The following is a 15,884-nucleotide window of genomic DNA, read 5'->3' as shown; positions in this document are numbered from 1 at the left end:
ACAACCGCAATGAAGGGAAGGTTAGCGCGTGAACCTCTCCTGCCCAGGATGAACGTCATGGCTTACTCCCCTGAAATGCCGCGTCAGGATCATCGATTTCCACCTCGTGCCAGTGAAGTTGGCCCTGCCGACGACATACGCACGATCATGCTGAACCAAGTAGCTTGGGGCGCTGTTTTCGCAGGTGCCGTGATCGGGCTTGTAATGCAGATCATTCTTAACATGGTGGGGGTGGGCGTCGGTCTTTCGACGCTGGATCTCGCGCAAGGCGATGCTCCTAGCGCCGGCTCTATGTCGGTCGGTGCTGGGATATGGTTTGTCGTCTCTGGTATACTCGCTGCCGCGCTCGGCGGTTACATTGCCGGGCGGCTTTCCGGGAAGGCATCTCGATCCACCACGGCTTATCACGGTCTAATATCGTGGGCAGTCTCGACCCTCATTGTGGTTTATCTTCTCTCGTCGGCTGCGTCCGGCATGATCGGTGGCGTTCTCAGCACTTCGGCCTCGGCTCTGGGTGGAGCAGGTAAAGCCCTTGGCGGAACAGTCCAGACAGCGGTTCAGACGGCAGCACCCTCTCTTAATAATGCAGGCGACCCAATGGCCGCCATAGAAAGCAAAGTGCGCAGTGGCGGCCAGGATCCTGCAGCACTTCGGGACGCCGCAATGACGGCCGTTCGCGCAGCACTAACCGGCGACCCTGCGCAACAGGCTGGGGCTAACGACAAGGCCGCGGACGCATTGGCCAAGGCGCAGAACATCTCTCAAGACGAGGCGAAAAGTCAGATCGCTCAGTATCAGCAGCAGTACAAGGAGACGGTCGCGAAAACGAAAGAGCAGGCAAAACAGGCGGCCGACACCGCGGCGAAGCGTGTGTCGCAGGGCGCACTATTGGGTGCCCTTGCCCTCCTTCTGGGCGCGCTGGCTGCATTTTTCGCCGGTCAAGCCAGCGCTGTGACTCCGACTGTTTCCGTCCGAACCATCTAGCGCGAGAGAAGCTTTTGGCCACAGCATTAGCTTTACAGAAGATTCGGAGCTGGCTTACGGATCTCGGCGTTCTCACTTCGCGCCCCGCCGCATTTGGTGTATTCATCGTGTACGGACTGCTCTGGGTCAGCATCGGCGGTGGGCTCGGCTGGCACGATCTGGCGACGCTTTCGACGTGGGGGATGACCTTGGTCATTCAGAGGGCTGAGCACCGCGATACGCAGGCTCTTCACGCAAAGCTTGACGAACTGTTGAGAGTTAACGGCGACGCGAAGAACTCGCTCGTGACCCTCGACGACAAAGACGCCGAAGAAGTCGAGCAAGAACGGGCTCGCTTCCGATCGTAATGCACAACGAAGTTAGTGCGCCGACGAAATCGGTAGCTGAGCGCTCAGCACCGTTTCGCCGACGGTGCGAACACGGAGCAGGTCCGCTCAGGGTCACAAGCTCACGGTCGGCACGCGGCGCGGCAAGGTCAGCTAAGGGCCACAAGCGGCCATTTAACCGACGGAGGGTGTAGATGTTGTGGGGGGCTTTCGGTGCATGTCCGGAAATGAAATGTTGACGTTCCTGACAAGGTCACCGGCTTCTCGGCCGCGGTATTTTTTTCCGGCGAACACATAACCGTTCTCCGCGAACAGGTTGATAATTTTTTGACTTTTGTTTCTGCTGCCTCATATGCTTCCAGAACGACCTTCTCGCTGGAGGCCATTCCGGTTTTACCTGTTTCAGCTCGCAAAACCCAATCCAATCCTCTTACCGACCCGTTGAACTAGCGAAGCGGTTGAGCGCGTACGGTAAAAGGTCTATCTGAGAATCGACGTTGGCCAAAGAAACCCGCCGGCTTCACGCGGCGGCTTAGATAGTGCCGGACTGTCGATTGCTCCCCCAGCCCCATGCGTACCGCCGTTAACTTGTTCGCGGCCATGCCCGTCCGACCTACCGAACGAGCTTCGATTCGGCCGTCCGCAAACCGAGTTGTGCACCGGCTCCTACAGAGCCGGTAAAGCGCGAAAAGAAGAGGACGGAATTCGAACCCGCGCGGGAGCGCTCGCGGCAACTCCCGCCGGCCCGGACGACGCCCAGCACTCCTGATTTGAATGGAGGACGTTTCCGCCGACGAGAGCACCTTCGTTTTCAGACCGGCCTTGAAGGGGTCGATTGGGACACAGAGCGTCTGGAGAGCGGTCAGCTCGACGGCGCGGTTCGATGAGGGTGCCGAACGGCATCCGCTCCCGATTCGGGCGGCGGGTGGTGATGTTCTCGGACATGCCTCGCGCCGCGACCTCCAAGCCAGCTTAAAGAAGACGCGGAGAGTTCGGATGGAATCAGGTGGACTTGCGCAGATTGGGCAGGCGGGCAGCGGCGGGCGAGACAGCGGTGGCGAACGTCTCAGCGTGTGCCGCCTTCGCCGTGGCCTTCGGCCAGGACGATGCGATCCGGGAGCGGTTTGCTGAAGCAGTGCACTTGATCGCGGCGACTGCCGCCACCCTTTCCTCAAGCGAGAGCCGCCCCTGCCGCATCACGCCGCCCGATTGAGCGAGCGGCGCTGCCGGCGGAGGTAGCGGGTGATCTCAGGCAAGGCCGCTCCGGAGGGACGCCGCCCTTGCGGCCATCTCTGGGGGCCGACCCGGGGGAATGGCCGTTCGATGGCAACTCAACCGCGGGTGAGGGATCTGATGAAGCCGGCAATCAGCAACCGCAGCTCATCCAATGATGGAATGTCCATTAGAAGAGCAACATAACCGCCGATCTCCTGCTGGCGGATATCAAATTTGACATGCAGAAACAAGACGAGATCCGAACGGGCGCTCTCAAACATGTGGTTGCCGTCGCCGCGCACGACAATCGGTAACGACATCTTTAAGCCGCGCTTCAGCAGATTGGCGACGGTGGCTACCCAGCTGTTCAGGATGATATTGCCGGTCTCCGCAAGTGCCTCATCTTCAAGATCGACGATGTCCTCCAGAGGTAGCTGTCGGCCGACGACCGCTCGCACCAATTCGAGACTACTCCGCTCCGGAAATATGAGGAGAGCCCTGCCGGAGAAGGCGCCGGCGAAATCCTGACGGACCGCCACCAGCTTAGCGTTGTCGGGCTTTGCCACCAGTCGTGCGGCGGCCGCGCTGGTGAAGATATCAACCGAGGGGACAGCTAACACCACCTCACTCTGGATCATCAGGCGCAGGCTGCTGGCGGCTTTCGCCATGGCTATGTTGGCGAGCTCCGCCAAAGCATCTCGCTCCATCTCCGTGAGGGGAACAAACGAATCTCCGGTCATTAAGGCGTCCCGTCAGTCGCGCGCTGATACTGCTACGGCTTCCCGTGCGCCTGCTCAGGCCGTAATCCGAGCACCGCGCCCACGAAGCTTGTGTTCATGCAGAGCGCGTAGTTTAGTGTTCCCAACTGCCCTTTCCAACCGAAGTCACTGCACACTTCAAGGAAAATCGACCGCAATGCGCAAAAATTCTGGCACTCGCGAGCAGCCCAGCCGGCCAAAATCGCGCTCGCTCGACGCGAACGGGAACACGGGGCAAGCAGGATTAGCGCCTCCCAAGGAGGAAAACAAAGCTGCGTCCAGGGTTTCCAAAGCAGTGCCGGCCAGCGGTCCAAAATCGCTGATGAAGACGTCTGAACTGGGTGCGGGAAGGGCGCTTCACCATCGACCCTCGCCCCAAGTCCCAAGCTCTGGACCTGCCGCGGCGCGCCGCAAGTCCGCTCGCCCAGGCTTTTCCGGCATCCAGAAACAAAAGTTGGAGGAGCGGATCGCGGCGGCTACGGAGGAGCTGGCCACCGGGATTACGGCGGCAGCATCTGCAGCCGAGGAGTTGCGGCGGTCGATGGAGCAGATCTCGAGCGGGGCCGAGGAGGCCGCCAGCGCAGCTCAGGAGACGCTCGCGGTTGCCAACAACACCGCTACAACGCTCGCGCAGGCGCGCGATTTGGCTGAAAGCGGCCGTCGTCGGACCGAGGCTCTTCAAATGCTGCTCGTTGAGTCCACGAACCAAATCGGCGCATGGGCCAGCAATATCAAACACAATGGCGACCGGCAGGGGGGCACGGTCGATATTATGGCTGAACTAAGTAGGCAGGCGGCCAGCATTGGTGATGTCACTAGAACGGTCAGCAACGTGTCCGACCAGACCAATCTGCTCGCTCTCAACGCGGCAATTGAGGCCGCGCGGGCGGGCGATCATGGCCGCGGCTTCGCGGTGGTCGCGGACGAGGTGCGGGCACTGGCCGAAAGGTCGGAAAATAGCGCACAGGACGTGCAAGGTCTTGCGGCGCAAATCGAGAGCCAAGTGTCTTCCATGACGTCGATCATCAAGGCCGGTGCCGACACGGCAACGGGGGAAGCAAAGAAGAGCCAGATCGTTATCGTGGCCCTTGGCGAGCTGCGCAAGGAAGTCAGCGGTTTGGCTGACGCAAGTCAATCTATCGCTGTCGCCACGGTGCAAGCCGAAGCGGCCGCGCGCCAGGCCCAGAGAGGGGCCGAAATCATCTCTTCCGCCGCTGAGGAGCAGGCCGCCGCCGCTGCCGAAGCGCTGCGAAGCGTGGAGCAACAGGCGAGCGTGTTGGAAGAGAGTCAGGCTGCATCGCGCTCACTTTCGACGCTGGCCGCCGACATCAAGTCCATTTCGGCGGATGATTCCAGGGCCGATCAGCTCGCCTCCGCGGCCGAGCAGCTCTCGACGACCGTCCAGGAAATGTCCGGGTCTGCCGCACAGATCATGACAGCGGTTGACCAAATAAGCCGAGGTGCCCAGCAGCAGGCTGCAGCGACGCAGCAGGCCAGCGCTGCGATGGCTCAAATTGAAAAGACTGCCCAATCCTTTCGCCAGAGCACAATTGCATCGCTCGACCGCACCGAGCGGATGGGTGCTATGCTTGGCGAATGCCGCTCACAGCTTACCGATCTATCGCAAGGCGTTGCGCGTTCCATCGAAACCACGAGGCAAAGCCTTGAATTGGTCGCTGGTCTCGAAAACCTCAGTGCCAATATCGAGAGGATTGTCGACGGGATCAGCATGGTGTCGATACAGACCAATATGTTGGCGGTGAATGGGTCGGTCGAGGCAGCCCGGGCCGGTGAATTCGGCAAAGGATTTGCAGTCGTATCGAAGGATATACGCAACCTGGCCCGGGACTCCGGGGAGAATGCCGCCCGTATCAAGGAGACCCTTCGCGCGATCCAGGGACAAATTTCAGCGGTGCGTCGCGAGCTGGAGCGCGTGATAGTCGGCGCCGAAACGGAAAACCAGAAGACGGACGCGATCCTGGCGAGCTTTGACGTGGTACAAGGTGATGTCGCCAAGATCGCCACCGAAAATCAACAGATCGGGTCCAGCGCCGAAAACATACTCGCGTCGATGAAGGAAGCCGCGCAGAGTGCCGGGCAGGTGGCAGCAGTTGCCGAGGAGGCGGCCAGCGCGTCCGCCCAGGCGGCGGCTGCCGCCAAACAGCAGGCGAGCGGGACCGAGGATCTGGCGGCAGCGATCGAAGAGATCGCCTCGCTCGCAGAAATCATTCAGCGTCCCGATGGCAAGTAAACGCCAGCAGGCTCCGGAGACGGCCGAGGCGCCCGCAGCGCAGCGTCGGCTTGTTGCGGGGACAGACGCGCTCACCCAAGATCTGCTCATTTTTCGGCTCTCGCACGAACTCTTCGGTTTTCGGCTGCCCTTTGTGGCCGAGATCATCCGGCCGCCCGCTCTTGCCCATATGCCACTCGTACCTCCGTCGCTGCTCGGGCTGGCCAACTTACGTGGCATCGTTTTGCCGGTACTGAGCCTGCGGGTGCTATTGAATATGCCGCCTGCACCCGCCTCCGACTCGACGCGCGTGATCGTCACGCATGGCGATGCGCCGGTTGGTTTCGTTGTGGACGGCATCGATCGCCTCCTGACGATCCCGGCCGATCAATTGGAAAGAGATGAAGCCGCTGCCGGGAACATCGATCGGGCGCTGCTGGACGGCATCGTTCGCGGCGAGGAGGGGAAGAGCCCGATCAAGCTTCTCGGCCCGTCGCGTATTCTGGCGGGCAAATTTGTCGCGCTCGGCATGCCTTCGGCGACCGCTGCCAGTTCGATGTCCCCTGCCATCGACCGAGCTGTTGCGGTGCCGACCCGCGCCGTGATGTCGCTCCTGAGCTTCTGTCTCGGCGATCAGGAATATGCGTTACCTCTAGACAGCGTGCGGGAGATTATTCCCCTGCCGGATCATGTCTCGGGGCTTCCCCGACCGGAGGCTGCTGTGCTGGGCGTTGTGACACTGCGAGGTCGCCTTCTGCCCTTGGTGTCGCTGCGCATGCTGCTGGGGATGGTGGCCGATGAGGAAGGCCGCCGCACCAGCAAGGTCGTGGTCGTGTCGATCGGTGAGCGCGCGGTCGGCTTGCTAGTCGACGCGACGCGCGAAATCCTGCGTTTGGATCCCGAGGTCGTGGAGCCCGCACCGTCGTTGCTCACCCGCGGCGAGGGCGACGCTGAGATAAGCTCCATCTGTCGGCTGGACGAGGGACGGCGACTAGTTGCGTTGCTCTCGCCAGACCGGCTGTTTCGGTCGGACGTCATCCGGCGTATCCTCGATGAACAGGAGACCGGCGCATCCGCATTGCAGGCCGAGGAGACCCTATTGGCGGACGAACAGTTCATCATATTCCGATTGGGTAACCAGGAGTACGGCGTTCCGATTGGGTCGGTAAGCGAGGTCGCACGGCCCCCGGAGCAGGTGACGCGTTTGCCCAAATCGCCCGCCTTCATCGAAGGGGTGATGAATCTGCGCGGCAATGTCGTGCCGATCATTGATCTCAGGCGGCGGTTCGAGTTGAGTGGGGCGGAACAATCGCGACTGCGGCGCATTCTCGTCTTGTCGATCAACGGAGTCCGAGCGGGCTTCCTGATCGATGCGATTTCCGAAATCATGAAAGCGCCAGCGAATGCCATCTGCCCGGCTCCCGGCGTATCACCAGAACAAATGCGGCTGATCTCCCGCGTGATCAATCTCGAAGTCACCAGGCGGCTGATCCTGCTGATCGACCCCGGGCAACTGCTCGACCAGATGGAGTCGGACATCCTTGCCAAATTCCAGGGTTCTTCGACCGCCCCTGCCGTGCCCGTGTCGTGATCAGGCTCCTTATCGTTGACGATTCCGCCCTGATGCGAAAGTTGCTCGAGGGCATCTTCAGGGCTGAGGGCGACTTTGACATCCGCCTCGCACGCGACGGGAAGGAGGCGTTGGATCTGGTTCGCATCTTCGATCCTGAAGTCGTAACGCTCGATGTCCAAATGCCTGGAATGGATGGGCTGGCCTGTCTCAGCCAGATCATGATCGAGGCACCCCGGCCGGTGGTGATGGTCTCGTCGCTGACGGCAGAAGGCGCTGACGCAACTCTGGAGGCGATCGAGCTCGGTGCCGTTGATTTTGTCGCCAAACCGAGCGGAGCCGTCTCCTTGGAGATTGACCGTCTGCACCCGTTGCTGGTCGAAAAGGTCCGTGGCGCCGCAGGCGCCCGGATCCGCCGAACCCTGCGCCTGACTGAGCGCGTTCGCCATCGAATTCGGGGGGCAGGGTTGGTTGCGCGCGCCCCGCAGCGATTTACGCGCGCACCGCTTCCCAGGACCGACAGCCGCGCGAAGCGCGTCCGGAACGGCTCTCCCCCGGGGCTTGTGCTGATCGGGACCTCGACAGGCGGCCCGGCGGCGCTCGATACCGTGCTGCCGCAACTGCCTCCAGATTTTCCTTGGCCGGTTCTGGTGGCACAGCACTTGCCGGCAAGCTTCACCGGTGCCTTTGCAAGGCGACTGGACCGGGAATGCCAACTCGAGGTTGTCGAGGTTAACCAGCCGATGGCTTTGACTCCGGGCACGATTTATATCGGGAAAGGTGATGCCGACGTGATGGTGACATCACGGGCAGCCGGCATCGTGACAATGCCAGTGCCGGCGAAGACCACCTATTTGTGGCACCCCAGCGTCGAACGAATGGTGGCGAGCGCACTTGAGCACCTTGACGCCTCGCGCCTGATCGGAGTGATGATGACGGGGATGGGCTATGACGGTGCTGAGGCGATGAAACGGCTGCGTCTCGGCGGCGGCCATACGATTGCGGAGGCGGAATCCAGCGCAGTCGTGTGGGGCATGCCAGGTGAACTGGTGAAGATTGGCGGCGCCGAATTGGTGCGGCCGCTGGAAAGCATCGCCGATACCATCGTGCACTTGGTGAACGCCCATGCCCCTTGTTAGACGCCGCGGTCCGACAGGCGGGGATGATGAAATTCCGCCTGAGCCCGCGCTCGACAGTCCTGTTGCGGAAGCCCGCTGGACCGCCGCCCGAGCGCTTTCCGGTCAGGCGGCAGCGGTGCCTGCGCTGGCCGCGGCGCTACGCCGCGAAGGGGTGCCGCGCGTGCGCGAAGCCATCATGACCGCGCTGATCCGGGTAGGCGACGCGGCGAGCATCGAGGCCATACTGCCATACCTGCGGTCACAGGATGCCGCATTGCGGACGGCGGCCGTCGAAGCGCTCTGCGCACTACGAGAATCCCTCGCCCCATTCATGCCGCAGTTGCTGAGCGATGGGGACTCCGATGTGCGCCTGCTTGCGACCGAGCTGACGCGCAACATGGACGCGGCCCAAGCCACCACCCTGTTATGCGACCTGATTGAACGCGAGCCGCATCCCAATGTATGCGGCGCGGCGATCGACGTACTAGCCGAGGTGGGCACGCCAGAGGCCCTGCCGTCCCTCGAAAGATGTGCGGCGCGCTTTTCCGCGTCGCCGTTTCTGCCTTTTGCAATTTCGGCCGCAATAGCCCGCATATCGGGCGTGAAAGGCTAAGGGGGCATGGCTGGCCGGACGGGGCGACAATCACCTGCCTACGACATCACGCCCGACGAAGTCCTGCGCTTCTGCGACTTTCTTTACCGACGTACGGGAATGTCGTTCAGCGAGGACAAGCGATATTACATCGACCGTCGGCTCAGAGACCGCATCGATGCGACCGGCTCGTTGTCCTTCCAGGCCTATTTCTCGCTCCTCAGAGCCGACGCCGATCACGAGATCGAGCAGCTGATCAACTCATTCACCGTGAACGAGACATATTTCTTTCGCGAGGACCACCAGCTCAAATGCCTGACAGCTGGACTGCTCGACTCCATCGTCAGCCGCAAGCCTCCGGGCGGCACCGTTCGGATCTGGTCTATCCCGTGCGCGAGCGGTGAGGAGCCCTATTCGATCGCGATTTGGCTGCTCGAGAACTGGCCGCAAGTTGACAGCTATAACATTGAAATCGTCGGTTCGGATATTGATACGCGCGCACTTAAGGCCGCTGCCGAAGGAATATACCGGGATCGGGCGCTGATGCGTTTGTCGCGTGACATCATCAGCCGCTATTTTATTCCAATTTCCGACGACCGCTACCAAATCGACGAGGGGCTCAGGAATTCGATCGAGTTCACCCGCGCCAATCTGATCGATGCCCGCGATATGGCAACTTATCGCGACTTCGACCTCATCTTCTGCCGCAACGTGCTCATCTATTTCGACGACGCCTCGCGACGGCAGACGGCTGAAAATCTGTGTGACTGCCTTCGACCGGGCGGGTACATTTGTCTGGGCCATTCGGAAAGCATGAGCCGAATTTCACCGCTTTTTAGTGTGTCGCGATTTCCCGACGCGATCGTCTATCAAAAGCCGGAGGCAGATCATGGCTGACACCGCGAGGCGGGCCATCCACGTCCTTGTGGTTGATGATTCATCGCTGGTGCGGCTCTATTACCGGGCCGCGCTGGACAAGGCGGGCTTCCATGTCGAGCAAGCAATCAACGGCATCGAGGCCATGGAAAAGGTGTTATCGGAGCCGTTTGATCTCGTAATCCTCGACGTGAACATGCCGCGAATGGATGGCCTCACCTTCATTCGATCGCTGCGCGCCGGCCGCGGCGAAGTGGCGACCGTTCCGGCGTTGATGATTTCGACCGAGGCGGGTTCGCAAGATGTTGCGGACGCAAGAGCCGCGGGCGCGAACATGTACCTGATTAAGCCGGTGGCGGAGGACGAATTGGTTCGGCACGTCGGCCTTCTCACCGGAGCCATCCCGTGAACGCCTTACACGAACAATTCGTCACGGAAGCTCGCGACCTGATCCGACGGGCAACAGACCAGCTCATCGCGCTCGAACGCTACGGAGCATCGGACGAAGCGGCCAGCTACGTGTTGCGGGCACTTCATACGCTTAAGGGCTCCGCCGGGATAGTCGAATTGCCGGCGATGAGCATCACTCTTCATGCAGCCGAGGACTTGGTGGCCGGGCTGCGGGAGGGCACGCTCGTCGCGGACAGCGATATCATCGATGCGGTAATGGCTTGCCTCGACCAGGTGTCGCATTGGGTTGACGAGTTTGAGGCCGCCGGCGTCTTGCCTTTTCAAGCGGGTGAGGACGGGCGCGCCATGGCGGAGCGCCTGCGGTCGTTCCTGACAAATGCGGCAGCGGATCCGGTCGCCCCCGCTTCGCGGGAGCCGGCAGGAAGTGCGGGCGAGCTGCCCTCCTGGATCGCGCGGCTAATCGCGGCGATATCGTCAATGCCGGAGCCGCCTGGCCATGCGACAGCGATCCTGTATGAGCCGGCCGTCGGCTGCTTTTACAACGGCGACGATCCGCTGCAGCTGATGCGGCAGGTTCCGGGGCTCGCGGCGTGCCATATCGAAGCGCGCGAGCCCTTTGCGGCTCTCTCCGAAATCGACCCGTACGCCTGCAATATGCGCTTCCAAGCGCTTTCGATTGCCGAGCGGGAGGACATCTCGCGCATCTTCAGGCTGGTGCCGGATCAGGTGCGTCTCATCGGAATCCCGCGCCAAGCCCTCCCCGCGGCCAACGCGGCGCAGCCCAGCCTGGCTTTGGTGAGGAACGTGCTCGAAGCGCAGCGCGAAATGCTGAACGTGCCGGGCAGAAAAGCCGATCTATTAGGATGCATTGGCTCAGCAGTACGCGCGGCAGCCAACGCGTTGCGTTATGGTGCGCCTCCAGAACTGGCAGAGGCGGTGCTGCGTGGGGGCGCACTGGCAACGGCGCAGCAAACTCCCGCTCCATTGTTGGAGGCGCTCGAGCAGGCTCTCACAGCGCTTGCCGCTGTGCCATCCACTCTGAGCGATACTCGTTTGGGCCAGCCGCAGGCGAGAGCAACAAACGAGGTGGAGCGAGCCGCGGACCGCGTGCTGCGCGTTGGCGCGGCAAAAGTCGACGCGCTCGTCAATCTTGCAGGAGAGCTTGTCGTCGCTAAAAACGCCCTGGCTCGTTCGGCGCGGCGGGTCGAGCAGGAGCTTGGCGGGACCGAAATTTCACGAGCTGTCGAGCGCGACCGCGAGGCCATCGAGCGGCTCGTCACGGAATTGCACGGGGCCGTGCTTCAGCTGCGCATGATAGAGGCCGCACAGCTGTTCAGGTCCTTTCCGCGGCTGATCCGCGATGTGGCCCGGCAACTCGACAAGAAGGTCGCCCTGGTCACCCGGGGTGAGACGACGGAATTTGACAAGAGCATCATGGACCGCCTTTTCGAACCCATGGTGCATCTCCTGCGCAACGCTCTGGATCATGGGATCGAAAACCCGGAACAGCGACACGCGGCTGGAAAGCCGGAAACGGCGACGATCTCAATCGCAGCATCGCGGGCCGGTGATCGGCTCCTGATCGAGGTCGCCGACGATGGCCGCGGGATCGATCCGGCGGCCATCAGGAAGAGGGCCTCGGAAAATCGATTGTTGGCGCCGGACGAGCTGGACGCTCTGACGGACGAGCAGGCTATCGATCTGGTGTTTTCCGCCGGCTTCTCGACCGCGCCCGCGCTATCGGACATATCCGGGCGAGGGATAGGCATGGACGCGGTCCGCTCCGGAATCGAGCAGATGGGCGGACGTGTAGCACTGGAAAGCTGGAAAGGGATCGGCACCACGGTGCGGCTCGATCTCCCGACGACCGTCTCGATGTCCCGCATCATGCTTGTCGAAACAGGCGGACAATTGTTCGGTATCTCTATGGATGCGGTGTCCGAAACAGTCAGGGTGACGCCCGACCGCATTAGCAGGGTCAAGAAAAACTATGGGGTCATTCTGCGCGAACGCGTGGTGCCGATCGTCTCCCTGGCCGAGCGAATGAAGCTGCCGGAACGGGCTCGGGACCAGGCGGCGCCTAGGCTTCTGGTGATCGTCGAAAGCGCCGGCAAGATCGTCGCGTTTGAAGTCGACGCGATCCGCGACAGGCTTGATGTGGTTCTCAAACCCATGCAGGGACTGCTGGAGGGGGTGCGCGGGTTTGCCGGAACAACCTTGCTTGGTAACGGGCAGGTCCTGCTGGTGCTGGACGCAAAGGAGCTGCTGCAGTGACAGTCCATAGGACCGAGGCGGGCGTCATAATTCTCGAGGGCGTCTGCCCGGTTGAGGACGCCGAGCCCCTGCTGCAGATGTTGCAGCGCACTCCGAAGGCAGCTCTCGATTGGACGCAGTGCGAGCGGATGCATACAGCGGTACTTCAGGTCATTTTGGCCTCGGGAATTGCGCCGATCGGGCGCTGCGGTGATACTTGGGTGGCACAGTGGGTAGCACCGGGATTGCATAAGGCCGCCGGCGACTAGGCTTACTCCCGTGGAACCAATTGCCGCGCGGGCCATTTACCCCGTCCCAGCAAGAGGTTAGACCTGATCAGACTGTACTAGTCCAACCCGCGACCCCTCGCAACAAGAGCCAGGATATGCAGCAGTATAGAGTTTTGGTTGTGGACGACAGCAAGCTGGCGCGGATGGTGATGGCAAGTTCGATGCGGCGGATCAGGCCGGATTGGACCTTAGTGGAAGTCACTAATGCGGAAGAGGCCCTCGCAACCATTGCAGGGGGAGCGGCGGATATCGCACTTATCGATTTCAACATGCCCGGAATGGACGGGTTGGAATTGGTTGCCAACATCCGCAAGACCCACCCGAGCATGCCCGTCGCGGTCGTATCGGCCAACGTCCAGAATGAAATCGTTGGACGGGCCCGCGAGCTGAACGCTGGGTTCATACCAAAGCCGCTCACAGACGAAACATTGTCGGCTTTCTTGTCGGGAGCCACGCTTCGCTTGAAGAAGGCTGCGTCATGACAGCCGACATCGGCGAGCTAACCCACACCGAACAGGATGCGCTTGCCGAAATCGCGAACATGGGCGTCAGCCGCGCCGCCAGCAGCTTGCGACAAATGGTCGGCGAGCAGGTGCTGCTGTCCGTTCCGTCGGTGAGGATTGTCACGCGCGCCGCGGCCGCAAAACTGGTCGAGCGGGACAATGCCAAAAAGCTCGTGGCGGTGCAGCAATCTTTTGAAGGACCGTTTGCCGGCAGGGCATTGCTGATCTTCCCGGAAGCTCAGAGCCTCGAGTTGGTTCGTTCGATACTAGGCGATGAACATACCTTGGAAGACGTCATCGATCTCGAGCATGAAGCGCTGGCTGAAACGGGCAATATCATTCTTAATGGCTGCCTGGCGACGATCGCAAATGTTCTGCACCGGACCATGCGGATGTCGCTGCCCTCAATCGTTCGAGGCGATGGGGCTGCTCTGTTTGACGTCGACGGCCCCGCATCGGGCGCGCAATTCGTGCTCTTTCTTTATATCGATTTCAACATTAAAACCCGAGATGTTCATGGCTTTATAGCGTTGCTCATGGACCTGCCGTCGATCGCCACGTTGAAAGCCATCGTCAATGACTTCATCCACGCCATCGAAGATCAGTCCCCCCGTCACGCCGAATAATGCGACGGACCCTATCTACGAGCCGGCGTTTGACACCGTCGACATTGGCCTGATCGTCGTTGACAGCGCAGGACGGATCGTCGCCTGGAACGATTGGATGGCCCGCACGTCAAAGCGTTCGACCGCCGAAGTGCTCGGCAAGGATTTCTTCGACGTGTTTCCAAAGGCGCGCACGACGCGCTTGCCTAGCGTGATCGAAGATGCGTTTCAGGTAGGCAGTTCCAGCCTTCTGACCCACACGTTGAACTCATTGCTTCCGTTGCGGCTCGACGATGGAGGCGAACTGCTCCACAACATCATCGTCCGTCCTGTACCAACGGCTGAGTCGAACTACTGTCTTCTTCAAGTGACCGACGTCACGGCCGCGGTGACACGAGAGCGCGTGCTTCGCGAGCGGCAAAACGCGCGATATCATGCGATTGTGGACTCCGCTCCTGACGCGATCATCACAGTCGACGCCGACCAGAACATTCAATGGGTTAACGGGGCCGTGGACCGCGTTCTTGGTTACGACCAAACGGAGTTGATAGGGCAAAAGCTGAGCTTTCTTTTACAGTCGGAGGATACGCTTGTGCGGCTGCTGGCTGAAGGGACGATCGAGCAGCAGGACAAGCGTGCCGTCTCGGTCGTCGGCAGGTACAAGAACGGAACGTTTGGGCATTTCGAAATTTCGCTGGGTCGTTGGGGCGCCGATCAGCGGAATTTCGTCACCACTATCTGGCGGGACGTCTCGGAACGGGTGAACGCCGAGTCGGCTTTGTCCGATGCGAGGGACGCGCTTCAGAAAAGCAACGAGGAACTTGAAGACCGGGTCAATGAGCGGACTCGCGAGCGGGAGGTCGCCCTGCGACAGCTCCACGAATCTCAGAAGATGGAGAGCATCGGACAGCTGACGGGCGGTGTCGCTCATGATTTCAACAATCTGCTGGCGGTTATCCTCGGCAGCCTCAGTCTTTTAAAAAAGGCTCTTCCCGACGATCCCAGGATCTCTCGGCTCCTGGACCGCGCCATGCAGGGAGCGGAGCGGGGTGCGACATTGACGACGCGCCTTCTGGCGTTCGCACGACGGCAGGAATTGAAGATTGAGGTCGTCTCTCTGCAGACGCTGATTCCGGAGATGCTGGATTTCCTCCGTCATTCCGTCGGCCCGAACATCGTCATTCACGCCGAGGTGATGCCCGACGTTGATCCGGTTGCGGTCGACGCGAACCAGCTCGAGCTGGCACTAATCAATCTTGCCGTCAATGCTCGCGATGCCATGCCGCATGGCGGCTCGCTGACGATCGCCTGCCACAACGAAGAGAACGCCGGCAGCGCTGGATTACCGCCGGGATCATTGGTCTGCATCACTGTGACCGACACTGGAGAAGGCATGAGCGAAGAAACGCTCGCGCGGGCGCAGGAGCCGTTCTTCACCACGAAGGGGGTGGGCAAGGGCACCGGTCTTGGTCTCTCGATGGTGCACGGGTTCACGGCTCAGTCGGGCGGAGCCATGCGACTGCAGAGCCAGCGGGGCGAGGGAACGACAGTCACGATGTGGCTACCCCGCGCAAAGCACGGCGAGAAACCGGCGAGTTCGGAGATTAGGCCCGCTGCTCCGGAACTGAGCAGGAGACTGCGCGTATTGTTGGTCGACGACGACGTCCTGGTGAGCATGGGAGCGGCTGACATGCTGCTCGATCTCGGTCACAGTGTCACCGAAGCGCAGTCCGGCGGTCAGGCCTTGAAATTGCTAGACAGCGATCCGCTGTTCGACATTGTCGTAACGGATTATGCCATGCCTGGAATGAACGGGCTGGAGCTTGCCCAACGCATAAAAGAGCTGCACCCGAAGCTGCCGATCATTCTGGCGACGGGATATGCTGAGCTGCCGTCGGATCGGCCGATCGAGTTCGAACATCTGTCGAAGCCCTATACATCTGCCCATTTGGCCTCAGCGCTGGAGAAGGCTTTCATCGGCGTCGGACCAGCTTGATTCACCAGGCGGCTCAGCGCCCGCTGCCCGCACGACTTCGTCCCAAATGCACGGCAAAGCCGCGCTTTCAGGCGCGCATGGGTGGGCATCAACGACTGACCGACCATGTACCGGAACGCGCGCGGCAGACCCCACTCGGTAGTTATACTAATGGAAC

Annotated in this window: 13 protein-coding genes; 12 read left to right on the top strand and 1 reads right to left on the bottom strand. The window is 61.1% G+C overall.

Going from position 1 to position 15,884, the window contains the following annotated elements; translation table 11 throughout:
- Positions 1–57: 57 nt before the first annotated feature.
- Both HZZ16_RS20905 and HZZ16_RS20900 read left to right on the top strand, forming a co-directional pair.
- The gene (locus HZZ16_RS20905; protein ID WP_246510266.1) at positions 58–984 is read left to right on the top strand and encodes a TIGR04086 family membrane protein; all 927 of its coding nucleotides are present in this window, start codon (positions 58–60) and stop codon (positions 982–984) included.
- 14 nt (positions 985–998) lie between these two features.
- Positions 999–1,331, top strand: coding sequence for a low affinity iron permease family protein (locus tag HZZ16_RS20900; protein ID WP_197951198.1), 333 nt, complete (start codon positions 999–1,001; stop codon positions 1,329–1,331).
- 1,310 nt (positions 1,332–2,641) lie between these two features.
- On the opposite strand, the gene HZZ16_RS20895 is transcribed toward HZZ16_RS20900, so the two are convergent.
- Positions 2,642–3,265: a chemotaxis protein CheX gene (locus HZZ16_RS20895; RefSeq protein ID WP_197951196.1), complete on the bottom strand. Its 624-nt coding sequence runs from the start codon at positions 3,263–3,265 to the stop codon at positions 2,642–2,644.
- A 472-nt stretch (positions 3,266–3,737) separates the two neighbouring features.
- Between HZZ16_RS20895 and HZZ16_RS20890 the strand changes: the two genes are divergently transcribed.
- The 10 genes from HZZ16_RS20890 to HZZ16_RS20845 all read left to right on the top strand — a co-directional run bounded on the left by HZZ16_RS20890 (position 3,738) and on the right by HZZ16_RS20845 (position 15,727).
- Positions 3,738–5,534, top strand: a complete 1,797-nt coding sequence (locus HZZ16_RS20890; RefSeq protein ID WP_246510264.1) for a methyl-accepting chemotaxis protein — start codon at positions 3,738–3,740, stop codon at positions 5,532–5,534.
- Positions 5,524–7,104 (top strand): chemotaxis protein CheW, encoded by a 1,581-nt coding sequence (locus HZZ16_RS20885; protein WP_197951192.1) that lies wholly within the window; start codon positions 5,524–5,526, stop codon positions 7,102–7,104. Before HZZ16_RS20890 ends, HZZ16_RS20885 begins: the two co-directional genes overlap by 11 nt.
- Positions 7,101–8,222 carry a chemotaxis-specific protein-glutamate methyltransferase CheB gene (cheB, locus tag HZZ16_RS20880; protein ID WP_197951190.1) on the top strand — a complete coding sequence of 374 codons (1,122 nt, stop codon included), beginning with the start codon at positions 7,101–7,103 and terminating at the stop codon, positions 8,220–8,222. The genes HZZ16_RS20885 and cheB overlap by 4 nt, the downstream gene beginning before the upstream one ends.
- Positions 8,209–8,814, top strand: coding sequence for a HEAT repeat domain-containing protein (locus HZZ16_RS20875; protein ID WP_197951188.1), 606 nt, complete (start codon positions 8,209–8,211; stop codon positions 8,812–8,814). Before cheB ends, HZZ16_RS20875 begins: the two co-directional genes overlap by 14 nt.
- 6 nt (positions 8,815–8,820) lie before the next feature.
- Positions 8,821–9,690, top strand: a complete 870-nt coding sequence (locus HZZ16_RS20870) for a CheR family methyltransferase (RefSeq protein WP_197951186.1) — start codon at positions 8,821–8,823, stop codon at positions 9,688–9,690.
- Positions 9,683–10,078 (top strand): response regulator, encoded by a 396-nt coding sequence (locus HZZ16_RS20865; protein WP_197951184.1) that lies wholly within the window; start codon positions 9,683–9,685, stop codon positions 10,076–10,078. The genes HZZ16_RS20870 and HZZ16_RS20865 overlap by 8 nt, the downstream gene beginning before the upstream one ends.
- Positions 10,075–12,354 (top strand): chemotaxis protein CheA, encoded by a 2,280-nt coding sequence (locus HZZ16_RS38170; protein ID WP_197951182.1) that lies wholly within the window; start codon positions 10,075–10,077, stop codon positions 12,352–12,354. Before HZZ16_RS20865 ends, HZZ16_RS38170 begins: the two co-directional genes overlap by 4 nt.
- 364 nt (positions 12,355–12,718) lie before the next feature.
- Positions 12,719–13,105, top strand: coding sequence for a response regulator transcription factor (locus HZZ16_RS20855; RefSeq protein ID WP_197951180.1), 387 nt, complete (start codon positions 12,719–12,721; stop codon positions 13,103–13,105).
- Positions 13,102–13,752: a chemotaxis protein CheX gene (locus tag HZZ16_RS20850; RefSeq protein ID WP_197951178.1), complete on the top strand. Its 651-nt coding sequence runs from the start codon at positions 13,102–13,104 to the stop codon at positions 13,750–13,752. Before HZZ16_RS20855 ends, HZZ16_RS20850 begins: the two co-directional genes overlap by 4 nt.
- Positions 13,703–15,727: a hybrid sensor histidine kinase/response regulator gene (locus HZZ16_RS20845; protein ID WP_197951175.1), complete on the top strand. Its 2,025-nt coding sequence runs from the start codon at positions 13,703–13,705 to the stop codon at positions 15,725–15,727. The genes HZZ16_RS20850 and HZZ16_RS20845 overlap by 50 nt, the downstream gene beginning before the upstream one ends.
- Positions 15,728–15,884: the final 157 nt, after the last annotated feature.

The organism is Bradyrhizobium glycinis, from assembly GCF_016031655.1.
Lineage (GTDB): Bacteria > Pseudomonadota > Alphaproteobacteria > Rhizobiales > Xanthobacteraceae > Bradyrhizobium > Bradyrhizobium glycinis.
Note: the sequence above shows the minus strand (reverse complement) of the source record. Positions and strands in the feature narration are given on the sequence as shown.

Bases quoted from the DNA above. Each gene is read 5' to 3' on its own strand.
- HZZ16_RS20905 (WP_246510266.1), top strand. From the start codon at position 58: ATGGCTTACTCCCCTGAAATGCCGCGTCAGGATCATCGATTTCCACCT.
- HZZ16_RS20895 (WP_197951196.1), bottom strand. From the start codon at position 3,265: ATGACCGGAGATTCGTTTGTTCCCCTCACGGAGATGGAGCGAGATGCT.
- HZZ16_RS20885 (WP_197951192.1), top strand. From the start codon at position 5,524: ATGGCAAGTAAACGCCAGCAGGCTCCGGAGACGGCCGAGGCGCCCGCA.
- HZZ16_RS20875 (WP_197951188.1), top strand. From the start codon at position 8,209: ATGCCCCTTGTTAGACGCCGCGGTCCGACAGGCGGGGATGATGAAATT.
- HZZ16_RS20870 (WP_197951186.1), top strand. From the start codon at position 8,821: ATGGCTGGCCGGACGGGGCGACAATCACCTGCCTACGACATCACGCCC.
- HZZ16_RS20865 (WP_197951184.1), top strand. From the start codon at position 9,683: ATGGCTGACACCGCGAGGCGGGCCATCCACGTCCTTGTGGTTGATGAT.
- HZZ16_RS20855 (WP_197951180.1), top strand. From the start codon at position 12,719: ATGCAGCAGTATAGAGTTTTGGTTGTGGACGACAGCAAGCTGGCGCGG.
- HZZ16_RS20850 (WP_197951178.1), top strand. From the start codon at position 13,102: ATGACAGCCGACATCGGCGAGCTAACCCACACCGAACAGGATGCGCTT.
- HZZ16_RS20845 (WP_197951175.1), top strand. From the start codon at position 13,703: ATGACTTCATCCACGCCATCGAAGATCAGTCCCCCCGTCACGCCGAAT.